This is a genomic window from Microbacterium sp. Yaish 1 (assembly GCF_002245215.1).
Lineage (GTDB): Bacteria > Actinomycetota > Actinomycetes > Actinomycetales > Microbacteriaceae > Microbacterium.
Genome location: NZ_NPMR01000001.1, coordinates 123,576 through 140,583, shown reverse-complemented (window position 1 = coordinate 140,583; position 17,008 = coordinate 123,576). Strand labels below are relative to the sequence as shown.

The window sequence follows — 17,008 nt, the reverse complement described above, 5'->3', positions numbered from 1 at the left end:
CGCGTAACGGCTCACGCCGCGAGGTTTCAGATGATGTCGATCGCACCGCCGAAATCGTCGTTCCACGACGTGAGGTCGTCTGTCTCGGCTGTCGGGCCGGGCTCAGGCGCGAGGCGGGGGTAGTCGGGATGCAGCTGCAGCCAGCCGACGGCATCCTCGAAATCCGGCTCCGGGATGTCGATGGCCGCTGGCCGGGACAGGATATGGATGCCCGTCCCGATGACGAGGTCGACCTGCGCGGGCTCCTCCGACCCCGGCTCGATCGCGAGGATCGTGACGACTTCACTTCCCGATGTGGCGGCGACGCTCGCCGTCAGTGCCAGCAGCGCGCGAGCGACGGCATCGCTGGTGATGAAGGTCTCGCCCCCGTACTTGACGTAACGCATCGTGACGCACCATGCCACGGCGAGCGATGGTGCGGGACGGGGTTGCCAACTCGACAGCGGCGGGCTATCCGTGCGCGCGCTCGACGCGACGCGTCACGGCGTTGCGCCAGACGACCGTGTTGAGTTCGCCGGCCGGGCTCATCCAGTACACGACCACGACGCGATCGTTCCACCCGTGCGCGATGGCCGCGACCCGTTCGGCGGGCTTGTGCGGCCACGACACCCACGCCCACACCGCCGGCCGATCCGCCGGCCACTCGAGCGGGTGTGGCCCGTAGGCCTGCATCGGGATCGTGCAGGGCGGGATGCGCATGAGGACGCGTTCGGTGCGCTCGTCGACCCGCCGATCGATCGCATCGGCGTAGCGCTTGTTCGTCCCCACGGGCCGGGTCTCCTCTCCCGGCCAGAGACTGACATGGCCCGACGACATCCCGACGTGATCCGGCTCTCCGCGACGCGATCACGCGGAGCCCGCCAGCCCGGGCCGTCAGTGCTTGCGGATGTTGACGAGCTGCCAGCCCTCGGGCACCTTGGCGAACAACGCCTCGCGGTCGTCGGCCTCGATGTCGCGCAGGCCGTCGCGGCGCTGATAGGTCGCGGTCGCCTTGAGCTCGGTGCTGCCCTTGATCATCTGCACCGGTGCCGACACGAGGTCGAAGCCCTCCGGGGCGGCAGCCTGCGCCTGATTCCGGATCTCCTCGAGCGAGTGACCCGCGAGTTCGACGGTGGTGTTCTCGACGCGACGAATGGTGCCCACGTACATGGGAACCAGCCTAGGCCGCGCGTCAGCCGAGGCCGATCGCGTCGGCTCGATCGTGCAGCGTCGCGTCGTGGACGCCACGGCTGCGCGGCGGGGGCTCCGGGGTGAGGTACAGGCCGCTGCCGGAGTTGGCGACCGCGGTGAGGGCCTCGAGCCAGTCCCGGTTCAGCTGCGGCGAGCGATGTCCGTGGTACTTGAACACCAGGTCGGCGTTCTGATGGATCCAGACGGATCGGCGGCCGTCGCCGATGCTCACGTCGTCGCGCCACGTGAAGAAGAAGCACTCGTTGCGACGCAGCTTGGACCCGATGACCTGTTGCAGGTGCGCGAGCGCACGGTCCTCGATCTCGACTTTGGTGTTGCCGTTGCCATAGATGAATCGCCCCATGATGGTCCCCGGAGAGGAACGATTCGCGAGTCGGCCGCCGCACTGAGGGGGGATATGCGGCGTGTGGACCGCGCCCGCGAATCGTTCCCCGTTCTCCTCATCCACGGTCTCGGTTCGTCGCATCAGCGTCAAGAGGGGGTGCATGCAACGCGTACGGTTCGTGCCGGCTGCCCCTCCTGATGCACTATTGACCGAGTGACCGATCAGACTCGACCCCCGGCGCTGCCGCTTGGTGTGGCGATCGCCGCAACCGTGTTCATCGGCGTCCTCACCGCCGTTCAAGCCCGTATCAACGGCGCGCTCGGCGCGGCCATCGGCGACGGATTCGTGGCGGCGTCCATCTCGTTCGGAAGCGGTCTCGTGCTGATCCTCGTGATCACCCTGCTCGCCCCCACCGGCCGGCGAGGACTCCGCCTGCTCGTGGCGGGGGCGGGGCGCAGCATCCCGATCTGGATGCTGCTGGGCGGGCTCGCGGGCGCCGTCACGGTCGCCACCCAGGGACTCACCGTCGCCACGATCGGGGTGGCGCTGTTCACCGTCGGCCTCGTCGCCGGGCAGACGGCGGGTGGCCTGGTGCTCGACCGCGCCGGCTACGGGCCCGCCGGCGTCGTCGCCGTGACCGTTCCCCGGCTGGTGGGCGGGCTGATGGCGATCGTCGGTGTCGTGCTGTGCGCACTCGGCCAGCGCGGCGAGCCCGTCGCCTGGTGGATGCTGGCGCTGCCCCTCATCGCGGGAGCCGGCATCGCCTGGCAGCAGGGCACCAACGGCCGGCTGCGGCAGGAGCTCGGCAGCCCGCTGTCGACGACGGTGGTGAACTTCACGGGAGGATCGATCGCCCTCGGCATCGCCGCGGTGGTGAGCGTGACGGTCAACGGGATGCCGGCGGCGCTGCCGGCCGAGCCCTGGATGTACCTCGGCGGCGCGATGGGCGTCGTCTACATCGTGATCTCGGCCGCGCTCGTCAAGCGCACCGGGGTGCTGCTCCTCGGCCTCGGATCGGTCGTCGGGCTCCTCGCCGCCTCGATCGTCCTCGACGCGATCGCGCCGCCTCCGTCCGGACCATCGCTGCTGGCCGCGACGACAGCCGCCGCGGTCGCGTTCATCGGCGTCGTCATCGCCGTCGTTCCCTGGCGGCGCCGCGTCCGCTGAAAGGGTCAGCGAAGCGCGGCGTAGTGCTCCGCGAGTCGCGACAGTCCTTCGTCGATCGAAACGGTCGGCGACCACTGCAGATCGCGCCGGATCTCCGTCTGATCGAACCAGTGTGCGGTCGACAGCTGCTCGGCGAGGAACCGCGTCATCGGCGGCTCATCGGCGCCGGGCCGCACGTCCCAGACCTTCTCCACGGCGGCGCCCGCCGCGCGGGCGACGGCAGCCGGCAGGCGCAGCTTCGGCTCGGGGGCTCCCGCCGCGCGGCAGATGCCCGCCATCAGGTCGCCCACGGGCCGCGGTTCGCCGTTCGTGAGCACGTAGGCGCGACCGCCGACGGCATCCGCCCGGTGCAGCGCGGCCACGATGCCCGACGCGGCGTTGTCGACGTACGTGGTGTCGATGAGGGCCGTGCCGCCGTTCAAGAGGGGCAGCGTGCGGCGCCGCGCGCGGGCCACGATGCGCTCGATGAGCTGCGGGTCGCCCGGGCCCCACACGAGATGCGGCCGCACGGCGACGACGCGCATCGCCTCGGAGTCACGTCCGAGCGCGATCAGCTCGGCCTCGGCCTTCGTGCGCGCGTACTCGCCGCGCGCGCGGACAGGGTCGGCAGGATCGGCCCCCGCGCCCGCGAGCGCGGAACCGGCGTGGGCGACCGAGGGCGACGAGACCTGCACGAAGCGTGACACTCCCGCGGCCGCGGCGGCGTCGAGGAGGGTCGTCGTGCCGCCGACGTTGACGTCGCGGAACTCGCGCCGGTCGCCGGCGAGCGACACCTTCGCGGCGAGGTGGACGACGGCATCCGCGCCCGTCACGGCATCCGCCACGGTGGTCGCATCGGTGACCGATCCGCGGATGTCGAGCGCCCCGGTGACGCCGGAGGGACGGCGCTGCAGGGTGCGCACCTCGTGTCCGGCCGAGAGCAGGTCGGCGACGACGGCGCGACCGAGGAATCCGGATGCTCCGGTGGCCAGGACGATCACGGCGCGCTCGGCTTCTCGCCGGCCAGCACGCGCTCGGCCCAGGCCGCCAGGCGCGACCGGTCGATCTTGGAGTTGTGCCGGATGTCGGTGGGCAGGGCCGGCACGACGAGTGCGGCGGCGATGGCGGTGTCGGATGCCGCGCGGATGCGCTCGGCCAGTGCCGACGGGGCGAGGTCAGGCCGACGCGCCCCCGGCGTCGTCTCGACGACGGCGACGCACACCTGGCGGCCTCGGGGCCCGACACCGACGACGGCCGCGCGGCGGACGCCCTCGACCCTCTCGATCTGCTGCTCGGGACCGACCGGGGTCACGGGGCCGTCGCTCGTGACGACGACATGGGGGAGCCGCCCCTCGACCCAGAGCCGGCCGTCGGCGTCGAGGTGACCCACATCGCCGGTGCGATGCCAGCGGCCGGGGTGGGAGGCCGTGCCGCGCACCGCCTCGCGATCGGTCGCCCACAGGCGGTGGTAGCCGCGCTTGAGGTGGGGCGCCGAGACCACGATCTCGCCCGTGATGCGAGGTGCGTCCGAGAGGTCGCCGGTTGCGCGACCAACGGCGTCGAGGGCGGAGATGCGCACCGTGCCCGCGCCGATCGGCGTGCCCACGCAGACGCCGGCGTCGGGTGCCGACTGCGTTCGCTCGAGCTCGTCGAGGGTGATGTCGGTGACGAGCAGGCACTCGGTCATGCCGTACGGCGTATGAGCCTCGGCCTCGGGCATGAGCTCGTGCGCCTGGCGCAGAAGGTCGATGCTCACCGGCGCACCTGTCGAGAGGAAGGTGCGCACCTGCGCGAGCGCTGCGCGGTCGTCAGGTGTGAGCGCAGCGGCCGTCGCGCAGACGTTCGCGACGGCCGCGGGAGAGAGGAAGACGATGCGCGCGCGGGAGGCGCGGACCGCTTCGGCGACCGCGGTCGCCGTGAGCGTGCGCGGCGCTGAGACATCCATGCGCGGCGTCGCCGATCGGGTGCCGAGCGCCGGCCCGAGCAGGGCGAAGGGGGCGAAGCCCGTCACCAGCCCGACATCGGGGGTGACGTCGAAGTGCGACCCCAGGGTGTCGCGGAGCGCGGCGAGCTGGGCGTGCGTGTACACGACTCCCTTCGCGGGCCCGGTCGAGCCCGAGGTGAAGAGAATCGCCGCTTCATCGTCGGCGGACGGCGGCGCCGGCACGCCGCCCCGAGAGCCCGAGGCGGCGATCTCGGCCAGCGACGCCTCGACGCCGAGTGCACGCGCCGCCGGCGCGGGCAGGTTCGGGGCCGAGATGCGCCGGCCCGGCCACCCGAGTGCGCGCGCGGCCGCGAGGCCGGCCCGCTCGCCGATGACGAAAGCGGGCTCCGTGCCGCGGACGGCGCGGGAGAGTCCGCGGACCCCCAGCCCGCGGTCGGCGACCACCACGACGGCGCCGATGCGCAGGCACGCGTAGAGCACGGCGGTCAGCGTCGGACCGGGCTGCACGAGCAGCGAGACCCGGTCACCGCGTCGGATGCCGAACGCCGCGAACCCCGCGGCGAGGTGATCGACGCGCTGCGCGAGCTCGCGCCAGCTGACGTCCAGCGGCTCGCCGCCGACGTCTCGGGTGAGATCCACCACGGCGGTGTCGTCGTCGTCTCGCCGGTCGGAGAGCCGCTGCCAGATCGGGACGAACGGGCGAGCGTCGTCGTCCTCATCCCGCTGCTGGGTGGGGATGCGGCGCTCGCCGGTGTCACGGGCGTCAGCGGCGCCATCGGCGTCACCAGAGGACAGGCCCTTGTCGTCGAGCCAGTCGAGCACGAGGTCCGCGTACGGGCGCTCCTCCGCGAGCATGTGTCCGGCGCCTTCGAAGCGGTGCACGTCGGCGCGAGGAAGGCGGTGCGCGAGATCGTCGAGGTGGTGCTCGCCGAACACCGGATCGCGCGGCCCGCGCAGCAGCAGGGCGGGCACGGTCAGGTCGACGAGGCCGCCCGCCAGCTCATCGAGGGCGGGAGTGCTCGGGTGCTCGGGCGTGGCGGGGATGTCGGCGACGAATGCGCCGATGCCGCGCCGCAGCTCGCTCGACGCGTACGGCGCCCGGTAAGCGGCACGCACCTCGGGCGCGAGCGGAGGATCGGCCAGCGCGAGGGTCGTGTCGAGGAACGCGGTCGTCTTGACCGTCGTCGTGGCCAGCAGCGACCGGGCTCCCGCGACGCGCAGGGCCGTGGGCAGCGGCATCCCGGCGGGGTGATGCACCGCGGTGTTGAGCACGGCGACGGCGTCGACGCGGTCGCGATGGCGCACGGCCCATCCCAGCGAGATCGGGCCTCCCCAGTCGTGGCCGAGGGTGACGAGCGTGCCGGTGATGTCGAGGTCGTCGATGAGCGCACCGAGGTCGTCGATGCGCTGCGGCAGGCCCCGCGTCAGTGTCGTGCGCTCGGAGTAGCCCATCTCGAGCTGATCGACGGCGACGATGCGCCATGCCGGTCCGCCGGCTCGCGCGCGCTCGAGCGACGCCGCGACGAGGCCGCGCCAGAGGTACGACCAGGTCGGGTTGCCGTGCACCGCGACGATCGTCCCGACCGGGGTGATGCCCTCTCTCTCGAGCAGCGGGGCGGTGTCGAGCAGGTGCCAGCGTCGCTGCGAGCCGGCGTCGGCTCCGGCACCGGCCACGACGCGGGTCGTCGAGACGCCGTTCTCGATCCCGGGGAGCTCCCGCGGCACCACGGGGGTCACCAGGCGAGCTCCAGCATGCTGGTGTTCAGCCCTGAGCCGACACCCATGAGCAGCACCCGGTCGCCGCGCTGGAGCGTCGCCTTCTCCGCGTCGAGGGTGATGGGGATGGATGCCGGTCCCACGTTGCCCAGATGGGGATAGGTGACCGGCACACGGCGGCGATCGAGGCCGACGGCCTTGACGATCGCGTTGGTGTGCACCGACGAGACCTGGTGCGTGATGTAGCGGTCGATGTTCGACCACGAGAAGGTCGACTGCGCTTCCTTCCAGGCGTCGACGACGAGCGCCAGACCCCCCTTGAGGAGAGCCTTGGCATCGGTGAACATCCCGTCGACGCTCCCGACGCACAACTCGTGGAACTGCGTGGCCGCGCGGGTCACCCCGCCGACGATGCGATGTCCGCCGGGGTTCTCGCTCGCACGTCCCAGCACGGCGGCAGCGGCGCCCGAGCCGAGGGTCAGCGAGGCGAACTCGCTCATGAACCCGTTGCGGTCGAGGCCGCCGCGATTGAGGCGCTCGACCGTGTTGACCTGGATCTCGTCGGCGTCCTCGCCGTTGACGATGATCGCGTAGTCGATCTGGCCCGACTGGATCATGCCCGACGCGAGGATCATGCCGTTGATGAAGCCGAGGCAGGCGTTGGCGACGTCGAAGTTGATGGCCGAGGTGGGCAGCCCGAGCCCGTGATGAAGACGCACCGCGACGGAGGGTTCGAGATGCTTCCGCGACACCGAGGTGTTGATGAGCAGGCCGATCTGGTCGGGACGCACCCCCGCCTCGTCGAGGGCCCGGCGCCCCGCCTGGATCGTCGCGTCGTCGGAGGACTCGCCCACCGCCCAGTTGCGACGCTCGTTCACACCTGCGACACGGCGCAGCAGGCCGGGCTTGAGCTTGAGCTGCCGCAACACGTCCGACAATCGGTCCTCGATCGCGTCGGAGGAGGTGACGCGTGAGGGGAGGACACTCGCGACCGAGAGGAGGGCGACGTCGTCGTAACGAGTGGTGGCGTTTCCGTGCAATGCGACTCCCGCGGTGTCTCCGGTGGCCAGCGGCTTCTGCCTCCGACCCGCGCTCGAGGCGCATCCGGGCATCCGTCGATTTTACGTCTCGACTCATGCGGTCGGCTGCATGCGGAACGCTGTGCTACCGCGACGCGCCCGTCGGGATGCCCGGCATGCGAAGGGCGCGCGGATGCCGGAGCGTGCGCTGGAAGGCTCGGATCAGGTCGACGGTGACGTCGAGCTCGAGGGCCATCCCGTCCACGTGACCGTCGTGGATGCTCTCGGCGCGTGCGTAGTCGTCGACCGACACCAGCATCCGCGCCGCCCATTCATCGGCCCGCACCTCTTGCCGTTCGGCGTGATGCGGGTCGCGAAGCGGCACGTCGCCGTAGACGGCGTGGGCGCACTCGTGAGCCAGCACCGACCGGTGGAGGCGACGGGCCATTCCCGGCCGGAGCCGGACGATGCGGAGCCCGTGCTCGTACTCGCCGTCGCGGTCGGGAGGCAGGTCGGTGATGGTCAGGCGTACGCCGAGAAGATCGAGTGTGTCGAGAAGTTCGTCATCCGTCACCGTCGTCCCCTCCGCGGTCGTCGTGTGGCGCTTTGGCCACCGCACGCTCAGTATCGCGTGAGGGTCCGACATCGATGCGGGGGACGGGGGACCCGGTGCGGGCCCGGTGGGGCTGCTGTCCCGGCATGTCGACGACCTGCGCGATGGGGGTGCCGACCGCGCGGCACACCGCGTCGAGTTGATCGAGCGTGAAGACCTTCTTGGCGGCGAGCACGCGCGACAGCTGCGAGGCCGACATGCCCGCCCGCGCTGCGACGTCCGTCTGACGCAATCCGCGGCGTGCGATCTCGGCAGCGAGCAGATTCGCGACATGACGACTGAGCGGGCCGGGTTGCGGGGTCTTTCCTGAGGGCACGTGCCAAGTCTGGCGGAGTTGTCGCGATCGTGTCGCCCCGTTCCGAGCATCTCGTCATCCGCGACCGTCGTCCCCGCCGAGGTCGTCCTGCGGTGCTTTGGCCACCGCCCGCACGGTGCGGCGCGCCGGTCCGATATCGATGGGCGCGATGCCACCGGTTCGGCGGGCGCGCCGCGCGCGTCCGCCGGGCATCACGACGACCTGCGCGATGGGGATGCCGACGGCGCGGCACACCGCGTCGAGCTGGTCGAGTGTGAAGACCTTCTTCACGGCGAGGACGCGCGAAAGCTGCGAGGCCGACATGCCCGCTTGTGCGGCGACGTCTGTCTGCCGCAGTCCGCGGCGAGCGATCTCGGTGGCGAGCAGATGCGCGACATGGTGGCTGAGCGGGCCGGGTTCCGGCGTTCTTCCTGTGGGCACGTGCCAAGTTTGGCGGAACTATTGCCATGTGGCAAGAGCGTCAATACTGTTGCCATATGGCAGACGGCTTGCTAAGCGCTCGAGTGGCTCGGTCCATCCGTGCGGTCCTCGCGGATGAGCGGTTGACGCAGGAATGGCTCGCCGAGGCGAGCGGCATCCCGATGCGAACCCTCGCCCGCCGCCTGCACGTCCGACGCCCCTCGGCGATGTCGATCGAGGAGCTGGCACGCATCTCAGCAGCCCTCGACGTCGACATGTCCGACCTGCTCGATGACAGTCGCCTCACGACGCGGCGGGTGCGATCCGGCGGGCAGCCGCCCACCTGACGCGTTCAGGGCATGGGGCTGAGGAAGTCCTCGCCGTCGATCGTCTTGCGTCGGCCCGAGTCCCGGTCCGACGGCTTACCGCCCACGTAGAGCCACCCGAGCAGTTCCTCGCGCTTGCCGAGCTTGTGCGCCTTCGCGACGGCCTTGGAGCGCGTGGCGCTGCCGGTGCGCCAGAACACGCCCCAGCCCGCCTCGTCGAGCAACAGGCTCAGCATGTGCGCCACCCCGGATGCGACGGCCTCCTGTTCCCACCGCGGGACCTTGCTCTTCTTGCTGTAGCTCGCGACGACCGCGATCAGCAGCGGTGCGCGCATCGGCTTCGTCGAGACACCGCGTTTGCCCTCGGCCTTGTTCAGCGCGCGGCCCAGTCGGGTGCGTCCGTCGCCTCGGATCTCGATGAGCCGCCACGGACGCAACGAGGAATGGTCGGCGACGCGGCCCGCGGCCGAGATCAGTCGCACGAGCTCGTCGTGCGAGGGGGCCTCGTCGGTGACCTTCGACCACGACCGGCGTGCGCCGGCGGCCTCGAAGGCTCCGGTCACTTCTCCTGCTCGGGCGTGAACGACAGCGACAGCGAGTTCATGCAGTAGCGGTCACCGGTGGGGGTGCCGAAACCGTCGGGGAAGACGTGGCCCAGGTGCGAACCGCAGTTCGCGCAGCGCACCTCCGTGCGCACCATCCCGTGCGAACGGTCCTCGATGAGCTCGACCGCTTCGGGACGCACCGACTCGTAGAAGCTCGGCCAGCCGCAGTGCGAGTCGAACTTCGTGCCGCTCTGGAACAGCTCGGCGCCGCAGGCGGCGCAGGTGTACAGGCCCGCGCGGCTCTCGTCGAGCAGCTCCCCGGTCCACGCGCGTTCGGTGCCGGCCTGCCGCAGCACTGCGTACTGCTCGGGGGTGAGCTCTTCGCGCCACTGCTCGTCGGTCTTGTTCACGGAATAGGTCATGTCTGCTCCTTCGCCTCGTCCTATTCAACTCGACGTTGCGGGTCGATGTTCCCGGAGAATGTCCTCATGTCCGACGAGTACGCCGCCGTGATCGAGCGCTACCGGCGTTTCGCCGCAGACGAGGCTCCCGGCCGCTCCGACCTGTACGCCGATTGGGCGTGGCGCGTCGTCGAGGATCCGGCTCTGCAAGACGTGCTCTCGCGGCTTCCGGCGAACCGGCGTCAGCCGCCGCTCGTGTTCGCGGTGTGCCGGCTGCTCGGGTCGGGCGACGTCGACGCGGAGCAATGGGCCGCATGGGTGCTGGCGCATGACGAGGCCGTGGTGTCGGAGAGCCTCGCGCGCTCTGTGCAGACGAACGAGCCCCTGCGCTGTGCGGCGCTCCTCCCGACTCTCTCGCGGGTGGCCGGCCCGATTGCGCTGCTGGAGGTCGGGGCGAGCGCGGGGCTGTGCCTGTATCCCGACCGCTACTCGTACCGGTATGCCGGCGCAGGCGGGGGCCACGTGCGGCTCGACCCGGTGGCCGGCGCCTCGGAGGTCGAGCTCGTCAGTGCGGTGGCGGGGGAGCGGATGCCGCAGGTGCGGCATCCCGAGATCGTCTGGCGTGCCGGCATCGATCTGGCCCCGCTCGACGTGCGCGACCCTCGCGACGTCGACTGGCTGGCTCGGCTGGTCTGGCCCGGCGAGGACGGGCGGGCCGAGCGGATCCGCGCGGCTGCGGCGATCGCGGCATCCGACCCGCCGCTCCTCTTCGCCGGAGACGCTCTCGACCTGCTGCCGGAGGTCGCGGCTCTCGCGCCGGCGGGGGCGACGCTGGTGATCACCACCCCCGGCGTCCTCGTCCACATCCCACGCGAGCGTCGTTCGCGCGTGATCGAGCGCGCCCGGAGTCTCGGGCGGTGGCTCACGATCGACGACCCGGCGACCCACGACGCGTGGTCGGGGGGAACGCCGAGCGGCTGGCGAGGAGGCTTCGCCGTCGCGCTCGACGGCGAGATCGACGCGGCGGCCGACCCGCTCGGACGGTGGTGGGAGTGGCGTCCCGGATCCGAGCGTCCACGGTCGTAGCGTGGAGGGGTGGCACTTTCCGATCGCGACCGTTCGATCCTCGACTTCGAGGCGCGCTGGGGTGCCCACAGCGGCGCGAAGGAAGAGGCGGTACGCGCCGAGCTCTCGATGAGCCCCGCTCGGTACTACCAGTTGCTCGGGCGCATCATCGACTCGGCTGACGCGGTCTCGCACGACCCGATGCTCGTGCACCGGCTGCGGCGCATGCGCGCGGCTGCGGAGCGCTCGCGAGCCGAACGCGCGGCCATGTGACGCGGAGCTTCGCCAGATAGCATTCCTCCGTGCCGACAACGACATACCCGAAAGACCGTTTCGACGAGCTCCCCGCCGACACCACCCGGGTCGGCGCCCACCGGGCGGAGAACCCCCGGCTCCGTGCCGGCGTCGTCCTGGCCTGGGCAGCGGGCGCGGTTCTCGTCCTGGTCGCGGCGGGCATCGTCGGCACGATGATCGTCACGGGGCGCATCGCGCTCTTCCCGGCGGAGCCGACCGCGACGGCCGTGGTCGAAGCCCCGGTGGAAGCCGATCCGGTGGTCGACACGTCGTATCCGGTGCTGATCCTCAACGCCACCTCCGAGCGCGGACTTGCGACCGCCCTCCGCGACACCGTCGTCGGTGCTGGATGGAACTCGGATGTCGTGGACGCGGGCGACGCCAGCACCCACGACTTCGCGACGACCACGATCTTCTATGTCAACGCGGAGGACGAGGGCGCCGCGCGAGGTCTCGCGCAGGTCATCGGCGGTGCGGACGTGGAGATGAGCGAGGCCTACGCGGGCCCTGACGCGGCCGACGGAACCCCGAGCAAGCAGCTGACCGTGGTGGTCGGCGAGGACCGGGCGGGCGGCTCTTCCGGCGGCGAATGAGGGGGCGTGTTTCACGCTCGTGAAATTCTCGATGCGGCCGTGTCAACAGTGACCGGAAGCGCCGGATCCGGCGGAACGCCCTGCATACGATGACGCTGTCGCACAGCATCAGGAGATTCGCATGACACAGGGCACCGTCAAGTGGTTCAACGCCGAGAAGGGTTTCGGCTTCATCACCGTGAACGAGGGGCAGGACGTCTTCGTCCACTACTCCAACATCGAGATGAGCGGCTTCCGCGTGCTCGAGGAAGGGCAAGCGGTCGAGTTCACCGTGGGGACGGGGCAGAAGGGTCCGCAAGCGGAATCGGTGCGTGTCGTCGCCTGAATCGCACCACTCGCACAGAGCGCGCCGCCATCGCGGCGCGCTCTGTCGTTTCCCGTTCCGGTCGCGGGCGGGGCGGCTTGCACTCCCCATGGGCGAGTGCCAGAATGGCTTTAGCACTCACGTTCATCGAGTGCTAAAGACTGTTCTCCACCGTCCGGGAGGGACGACACACACATGGCAAAGATCATCGCTTTCGACGAGGAGGCCCGCCGTGGCCTCGAGCGCGGCCTGAACACGCTGGCCGACGCCGTCAAGGTGACGCTCGGCCCGCGCGGTCGCAACGTCGTGCTCGAAAAGAAGTGGGGCGCCCCCACCATCACGAACGATGGCGTCTCGATCGCCAAGGAGATCGAGCTCGACGACCCGTACGAGAAGATCGGTGCGGAGCTCGTCAAGGAGGTCGCCAAGAAGACCGACGACGTCGCCGGTGACGGAACGACCACCGCGACGGTCCTCGCTCAGGCGCTCGTCCGCGAAGGCCTGCGCAACGTCGCAGCCGGCGCCGACCCCATCTCGCTCAAGAAGGGCATCGAGAAGGCCGTCAAGGCCATCACCGACCAGCTTCTCGCCGACGCCAAGGAGGTCGAGTCGAAGGAGCAGATCGCTGCCACCGCTTCGATCTCGGCCGCTGACGCCTCGATCGGCGAGCTGATCGCCGAGGCGATCGACAAGGTCGGCAAGGAAGGTGTCGTCACCGTCGAGGAGTCGAACACCTTCGGCACCGAGCTCGAGCTCACCGAGGGCATGCGCTTCGACAAGGGCTACATCAACCCCTACTTCGTCACGGACCCGGAGCGCCAGGAGGCTGTCTTCGAGGACCCGTACATCCTCATCGCGAACCAGAAGATCTCGAACATCAAGGACCTTCTGCCCATCGTCGACAAGGTGATCCAGGAGGGCAAGGAGCTCCTCATCATCGCCGAGGACGTCGAGGGCGAGGCTCTCGCGACGCTGGTGCTCAACAAGATCCGCGGCATCTTCAAGTCGGCTGCCGTCAAGGCCCCCGGCTTCGGCGACCGCCGCAAGGCTCAGCTGCAGGACATCGCGATCCTCACGGGCGGCCAGGTCATCACCGAAGAGGTCGGCCTCAAGCTCGAGAACGCGACCGTCGACCTGCTCGGCCGTGCGCGCAAGGTCATCATCACCAAGGACGAGACCACGATCGTCGAGGGTGCCGGTGACTCGGCTCAGCTCGAGGGCCGCGTGACCCAGATCCGCCGCGAGATCGACAACACCGACAGCGACTACGACCGCGAGAAGCTCCAGGAGCGCCTCGCGAAGCTCGCCGGTGGCGTCGCCGTCATCAAGGCCGGAGCTGCGACCGAGGTCGAGCTCAAGGAGCGCAAGCACCGCATCGAGGACGCTGTCCGCAACGCCAAGGCAGCTGTGGAAGAGGGTGTCGTCGCCGGTGGTGGTGTCGCGCTCATCCAGGCCGGCAAGAACGCGTTCAACGGTCTCGAGCTCTCGGGCGACGAGGCGACCGGCGCGAACATCGTCAAGGTCGCGATCGAGGCTCCGCTGAAGCAGATCGCTCTGAACGCCGGCCTCGAGCCGGGCGTCGTCGCCAACAAGGTCGCCGAGCTCGAGATCGGTCACGGCCTCAACGCCGCGACCGGCGAGTACGGCAACCTCTTCGAGCAGGGCATCATCGACCCCGCCAAGGTGACCCGCTCCGCGCTGCAGAACGCCGCGTCGATCGCCGGCCTGTTCCTCACGACCGAGGCGGTCGTGGCGGACAAGCCGGAGAAGACCCCGGCTCCCGCGGGCGACCCCACGGGTGGCATGGACTTCTGATCCATCGCAGACAGAACGGCCCCTCCTTCGGGAGGGGCCGTTCCGCGTTTCCGGGCGGGTTCAGCGGAAGAGACCGGCGGCCGCAGTCTCGGCATGCAGGTACTGCTGGCCCGCGGCATCCAACGCCGATCCGATGTCGCCGAGGGCCGCCTCGACTTCGCGCTGGGCGGCGCGCCAGCGCTCGACGACAGCCTGGAAGGCGAGCGCCGCGCTTCCGGTCCACGATCCCTGCAGCTGAGTCAGCTGCGCCATCATGGCGCCGGTGTCGCTCTCGATGCGTCCCGAGGTGGCTCGGATGGCGGCGGTGGCACTCGCCACGGCGTCGCTGTCGATGGAGAAGATGGCCATGTCGCTCCTTGCGTCGTGCGATGGGATGCCGACACGGTAGGCCGCTGCCCGGCCGCTGTGGTCGCAGCTCGAGCGGATCGGGGAGAGACAGACGCTGGGCGCTGGCGGGGGAGGAACCGCGCCGCGGCCCCCGCTCAGCGCTCGTCGCGCAGACGCGGCAGCGGCTGGGTCTCGATCCAGAGGTGCTCGGCGGCCTCGCGGCGGTCGGCCAGGGGGAATGCGACGCGGAACGTGGCGCCGCCGCCGGGCGTGGCCTGGACGTCGATCGAGCCGTGCAGCGCCTCCACGATCGAGGCCACGATCGACAGGCCGAGGCCGGAGCCTCCGGTCTCGCGCGTCCGCGACGTGTCGGCGCGCCAGAACCGCTGGAAGATCTTCTCGCGCAGCGGTTCCGGGATGCCTTCACCGTGATCGATCACCGAGATCCATCCCATGCGGGCGTCGCGGTCCAGCCCCACGGCGATCTCGATCGGGGTGCCTTCGGGGCTGTAGCGCCGCGCGTTGCCGATGAGGTTCGCCACGACCTGGCGGATGCGGTTCTCGTCGCCGAGGACGACGGGGACGAGCGGCGGTTCGGCCGGCTGCAGCAGAGGCTTCGTGTCGGCGGCCGCGGCGGGCGAGCTGCTCGCCGACGCGGCATCCCCCTTCCGGGACGTCGAGCCGGCCTCTGTTCCCGATCGGGCGGTGCGCTCGTCCTTCGGGCGTCGCCGCAGGCGGGCGAGCGTCTGGCCCGTGCGATTGCGGGCGCCGCCGGAACGCTTGGCCGTCGCACCGGTGCCCGTGTCCGCCGGCATATCCACCGTCAACGTCTCATCGGAGTACTCGATCACCGACACCTGGCGTTCGGGCGCCGCCGCACGCGTGTCGAGCGCGGCATCACGGGCAATGGGACGCAGGTCGACGGGGGTGATGACCAGGTCGCGACGTTCGTCCAGGCGCGCGAGGGCCAGGAGGTCCTCGACGAGGCCGCTCATCCGAACGGCCTCCTTCTCGATGCGCTCCATCGACTGCGCCGTGTGCTCGGCGTCGGTGATCGCGCCCATGCGGTAGAGCTCCGCATATCCGCGCACCGTCACGAGCGGCGTGCGCAGCTCGTGACTGGCGTCGCCGATGAACCGACGCATCTGCTGGACTGTGGCGTCGCGCTGGGCCAGGGCGGTGTCGATGCGGTCGAGCATCGCGTTGATGGCGATCTTCAGCCGGCCTACCTCGGTGCCGGGGGAGATGTCGCCCATGCGCTGGCTCAGGTCGCCCGCCGCGATCGTCATCGCGGTCTCCTCGACCTGGCTGAGGCTGCGGAAGGTGAGCGTCACGAGCCAGCGGGTGCCGAGAGCGCCGGCTACGAGGATGAGGGCTGCGATGACGGTGTAGATGCTGATGAAGTTCGCGACGGTCTGCGTCACCGAGGTCAGCGGCAGCGCGACGAGCTGCGTGTAGCTCTCCCGCGATCCCTCGGGCTGGAGGATGTCGACGCTCGCGTGGAAGGTGCCGTTCCCCTGGCGGGCGGGGAGCTCGAAGGGCTCCGTGCCCTTGACGAGCGTTCGGTCGAGGGGGAACGAGGCGGGCAGATCGGGGCGGACCGACTCGGGCCCGCCGGCGACCGACAGCAGCTCGCCCTCAGCGCTGTAGATCGCGACGACGAAGGTGGTCGGCGCCGGTGACTCCTTCGCCTCGAAGAGGGCGATTCCGTCTTCGACGGTGACGTCCATCACCGTGCTCGCCAGGTCGGTCGGGGCCAACGACCGCAGGCTGCCGTCGAGAGCTGCGACCTGGGCGTTGCGGAGGAAGATCATCGTTCCCACGCCCGCAGCGATCAGACCCATCGCGAGCAGGGTGACGATGACGCCCGTCACCTTCGTGCGCAGGCTGATGCCGCGCCACCACCGGGTGACGCCGTCGTTCGCGGAATCGCTCAGGCGTCTGCGCTCCCGCGGGTCACGCCGACTTGTCGGCCTTGAGCATGTATCCGAAACCGCGCTTGGTCTGGATCAGCGGCTCCGAGGAGTGCGGGTCGATCTTGCGGCGGAGGTACGAGATGTAGCTCTCGACGATGCCGGCGTCGCCGTTGAAGTCGTACTCCCACACGTGGTCGAGGATCTGCGCCTTGCTCAGCACCCGGTTGGGGTTGAGCATCAGGTAGCGCAGCAGCTTGAACTCGGTGGGCGACAGGTCGATCGAGACGTCGCCGACCTGCACGTCGTGCGTGTCCTGGTCCATCGTCAGCTCGCCGGCGCGGATGATCGACTCCTCGTCGGCCTGCATCGTGCGGCGGAGGATGGCCTGGATGCGGGCCACGATCTCGTCGAGGCTGAACGGCTTCGTCACGTAGTCGTCGCCGCCGGCGTTGAGCCCCTCGATCTTGTCCTCGGTCTCGTCCTTCGCGGTGAGGAAGAGGATCGGCGCGGTGTAGCCCGCCCCCCGTAGGCGCTTGGTGACGCTGAAGCCGTTCATGTCGGGCAGCATCACGTCGAGCACGATCAGGTCGGGCTCCTCCTCGAGCACCGCCGAGATCGTCTGCGCTCCGTTGCCCACGGCGCGGACCTGGTATCCGGCGAACTTCAGCCCGGTGATCAGCAGGTCACGGATGTTGGGTTCGTCGTCCACGACGAGAATGCGCGGTGCTGTCATAGGCCCATACTGGCACCGG

At 70.3% G+C, this 17,008-nt stretch carries 22 protein-coding genes; 7 read left to right on the top strand and 15 right to left on the bottom strand.

Annotation, left to right across the window (positions count from 1 at the left end):
* Window positions 1-26 precede the first annotated feature (26 nt).
* The 4 genes from CI089_RS00690 to CI089_RS00675 form a co-directional block, all read right to left on the bottom strand.
* A complete protein-coding gene (locus CI089_RS00690) occupies window positions 27-404 on the bottom strand; it encodes a hypothetical protein (protein WP_094259818.1) in 378 nt (125 codons plus the stop codon).
* A gap of 46 nt (window positions 405-450) precedes the next feature.
* Entirely contained in the window at window positions 451-768 is a 318-nt protein-coding gene (locus CI089_RS00685) for a hypothetical protein (protein WP_094259817.1), read from the bottom strand.
* A gap of 105 nt (window positions 769-873) precedes the next feature.
* Window positions 874-1,149, bottom strand: coding sequence for a hypothetical protein (locus tag CI089_RS00680; RefSeq protein WP_179223184.1), 276 nt, complete (start codon window positions 1,147-1,149; stop codon window positions 874-876).
* Between the two features lie 22 nt (window positions 1,150-1,171).
* On the bottom strand, window positions 1,172-1,534 hold the full coding sequence (locus CI089_RS00675) for a DUF7882 family protein (RefSeq protein ID WP_094261173.1): 363 nt from the start codon (window positions 1,532-1,534) through the stop codon (window positions 1,172-1,174).
* 195 nt (window positions 1,535-1,729) lie between these two features.
* Between CI089_RS00675 and CI089_RS00670 the strand changes: the two genes are divergently transcribed.
* Complete coding sequence (locus CI089_RS00670) at window positions 1,730-2,683, top strand: DMT family transporter (protein WP_256977334.1); 954 nt, start codon at window positions 1,730-1,732, stop codon at window positions 2,681-2,683.
* 5 nt (window positions 2,684-2,688) lie between these two features.
* On the opposite strand, the gene CI089_RS00665 is transcribed toward CI089_RS00670, so the two are convergent.
* The 6 genes from CI089_RS00665 to CI089_RS00640 form a co-directional block, all read right to left on the bottom strand.
* Complete coding sequence (locus CI089_RS00665) at window positions 2,689-3,663, bottom strand: NAD-dependent epimerase/dehydratase family protein (protein WP_094259815.1); 975 nt, start codon at window positions 3,661-3,663, stop codon at window positions 2,689-2,691.
* The gene (locus CI089_RS00660; protein WP_306426955.1) at window positions 3,660-6,344 is read right to left on the bottom strand and encodes an alpha/beta fold hydrolase; all 2,685 of its coding nucleotides are present in this window, start codon (window positions 6,342-6,344) and stop codon (window positions 3,660-3,662) included. Before CI089_RS00660 ends, CI089_RS00665 begins: the two co-directional genes overlap by 4 nt.
* Window positions 6,341-7,363 (bottom strand): 3-oxoacyl-ACP synthase III, encoded by a 1,023-nt coding sequence (locus tag CI089_RS00655; RefSeq protein WP_256977714.1) that lies wholly within the window; start codon window positions 7,361-7,363, stop codon window positions 6,341-6,343. The genes CI089_RS00660 and CI089_RS00655 overlap by 4 nt, the downstream gene beginning before the upstream one ends.
* Window positions 7,364-7,487: 124 nt before the next feature.
* The gene (locus CI089_RS00650; RefSeq protein ID WP_094259813.1) at window positions 7,488-7,916 is read right to left on the bottom strand and encodes an ImmA/IrrE family metallo-endopeptidase; all 429 of its coding nucleotides are present in this window, start codon (window positions 7,914-7,916) and stop codon (window positions 7,488-7,490) included.
* The gene (locus CI089_RS00645; protein ID WP_094259812.1) at window positions 7,906-8,271 is read right to left on the bottom strand and encodes a helix-turn-helix domain-containing protein; all 366 of its coding nucleotides are present in this window, start codon (window positions 8,269-8,271) and stop codon (window positions 7,906-7,908) included. Before CI089_RS00645 ends, CI089_RS00650 begins: the two co-directional genes overlap by 11 nt.
* Before the next feature lie 54 nt (window positions 8,272-8,325).
* Window positions 8,326-8,691 carry a helix-turn-helix domain-containing protein gene (locus CI089_RS00640; RefSeq protein ID WP_094259811.1) on the bottom strand — a complete coding sequence of 122 codons (366 nt, stop codon included), beginning with the start codon at window positions 8,689-8,691 and terminating at the stop codon, window positions 8,326-8,328.
* A gap of 83 nt (window positions 8,692-8,774) precedes the next feature.
* On the opposite strand from CI089_RS00640, the gene CI089_RS00635 reads away from it, so the two are divergent.
* Window positions 8,775-9,017, top strand: coding sequence for a helix-turn-helix domain-containing protein (locus CI089_RS00635; RefSeq protein WP_179223183.1), 243 nt, complete (start codon window positions 8,775-8,777; stop codon window positions 9,015-9,017).
* Window positions 9,018-9,022: 5 nt separating this feature from the next.
* Here CI089_RS00635 and CI089_RS00630 read toward each other — a convergent pair whose 3' ends face one another.
* Complete coding sequence (locus CI089_RS00630) at window positions 9,023-9,559, bottom strand: nitroreductase family protein (protein ID WP_094259809.1); 537 nt, start codon at window positions 9,557-9,559, stop codon at window positions 9,023-9,025.
* The gene (msrB, locus tag CI089_RS00625) at window positions 9,556-9,963 is read right to left on the bottom strand and encodes a peptide-methionine (R)-S-oxide reductase MsrB (protein ID WP_023954808.1); all 408 of its coding nucleotides are present in this window, start codon (window positions 9,961-9,963) and stop codon (window positions 9,556-9,558) included. The genes CI089_RS00630 and msrB overlap by 4 nt, the downstream gene beginning before the upstream one ends.
* A gap of 66 nt (window positions 9,964-10,029) precedes the next feature.
* Here msrB and CI089_RS00620 point away from each other — a divergent pair, with 66 nt between their 5' ends.
* From CI089_RS00620 to groL, 5 genes are all read left to right on the top strand, one after another.
* Complete coding sequence (locus CI089_RS00620; protein ID WP_094261171.1) at window positions 10,030-11,028, top strand: DUF2332 domain-containing protein; 999 nt, start codon at window positions 10,030-10,032, stop codon at window positions 11,026-11,028.
* A 9-nt stretch (window positions 11,029-11,037) separates the two neighbouring features.
* Window positions 11,038-11,280, top strand: a complete 243-nt coding sequence (locus CI089_RS00615; RefSeq protein ID WP_094259808.1) for a DUF3263 domain-containing protein — start codon at window positions 11,038-11,040, stop codon at window positions 11,278-11,280.
* Between the two features lie 29 nt (window positions 11,281-11,309).
* On the top strand, window positions 11,310-11,894 hold the full coding sequence (locus CI089_RS00610) for a LytR C-terminal domain-containing protein (RefSeq protein WP_094259807.1): 585 nt from the start codon (window positions 11,310-11,312) through the stop codon (window positions 11,892-11,894).
* Window positions 11,895-12,015: 121 nt separating this feature from the next.
* Window positions 12,016-12,219: a cold-shock protein gene (locus CI089_RS00605; protein ID WP_023954799.1), complete on the top strand. Its 204-nt coding sequence runs from the start codon at window positions 12,016-12,018 to the stop codon at window positions 12,217-12,219.
* Between the two features lie 174 nt (window positions 12,220-12,393).
* A complete protein-coding gene (gene groL, locus CI089_RS00600) occupies window positions 12,394-14,013 on the top strand; it encodes a chaperonin GroEL (RefSeq protein ID WP_094259806.1) in 1,620 nt (539 codons plus the stop codon).
* A gap of 60 nt (window positions 14,014-14,073) precedes the next feature.
* Here the strand turns inward: groL and CI089_RS00595 are convergent, their stop codons facing one another.
* The 3 genes from CI089_RS00595 to CI089_RS00585 form a co-directional block, all read right to left on the bottom strand.
* Window positions 14,074-14,361 (bottom strand): WXG100 family type VII secretion target, encoded by a 288-nt coding sequence (locus tag CI089_RS00595; protein ID WP_094259805.1) that lies wholly within the window; start codon window positions 14,359-14,361, stop codon window positions 14,074-14,076.
* Between the two features lie 134 nt (window positions 14,362-14,495).
* Complete coding sequence (locus CI089_RS00590; RefSeq protein ID WP_373441585.1) at window positions 14,496-16,154, bottom strand: sensor histidine kinase; 1,659 nt, start codon at window positions 16,152-16,154, stop codon at window positions 14,496-14,498.
* Window positions 16,155-16,296: 142 nt separating this feature from the next.
* Complete coding sequence (locus CI089_RS00585; protein ID WP_023954791.1) at window positions 16,297-16,989, bottom strand: response regulator transcription factor; 693 nt, start codon at window positions 16,987-16,989, stop codon at window positions 16,297-16,299.
* Window positions 16,990-17,008: the final 19 nt, after the last annotated feature.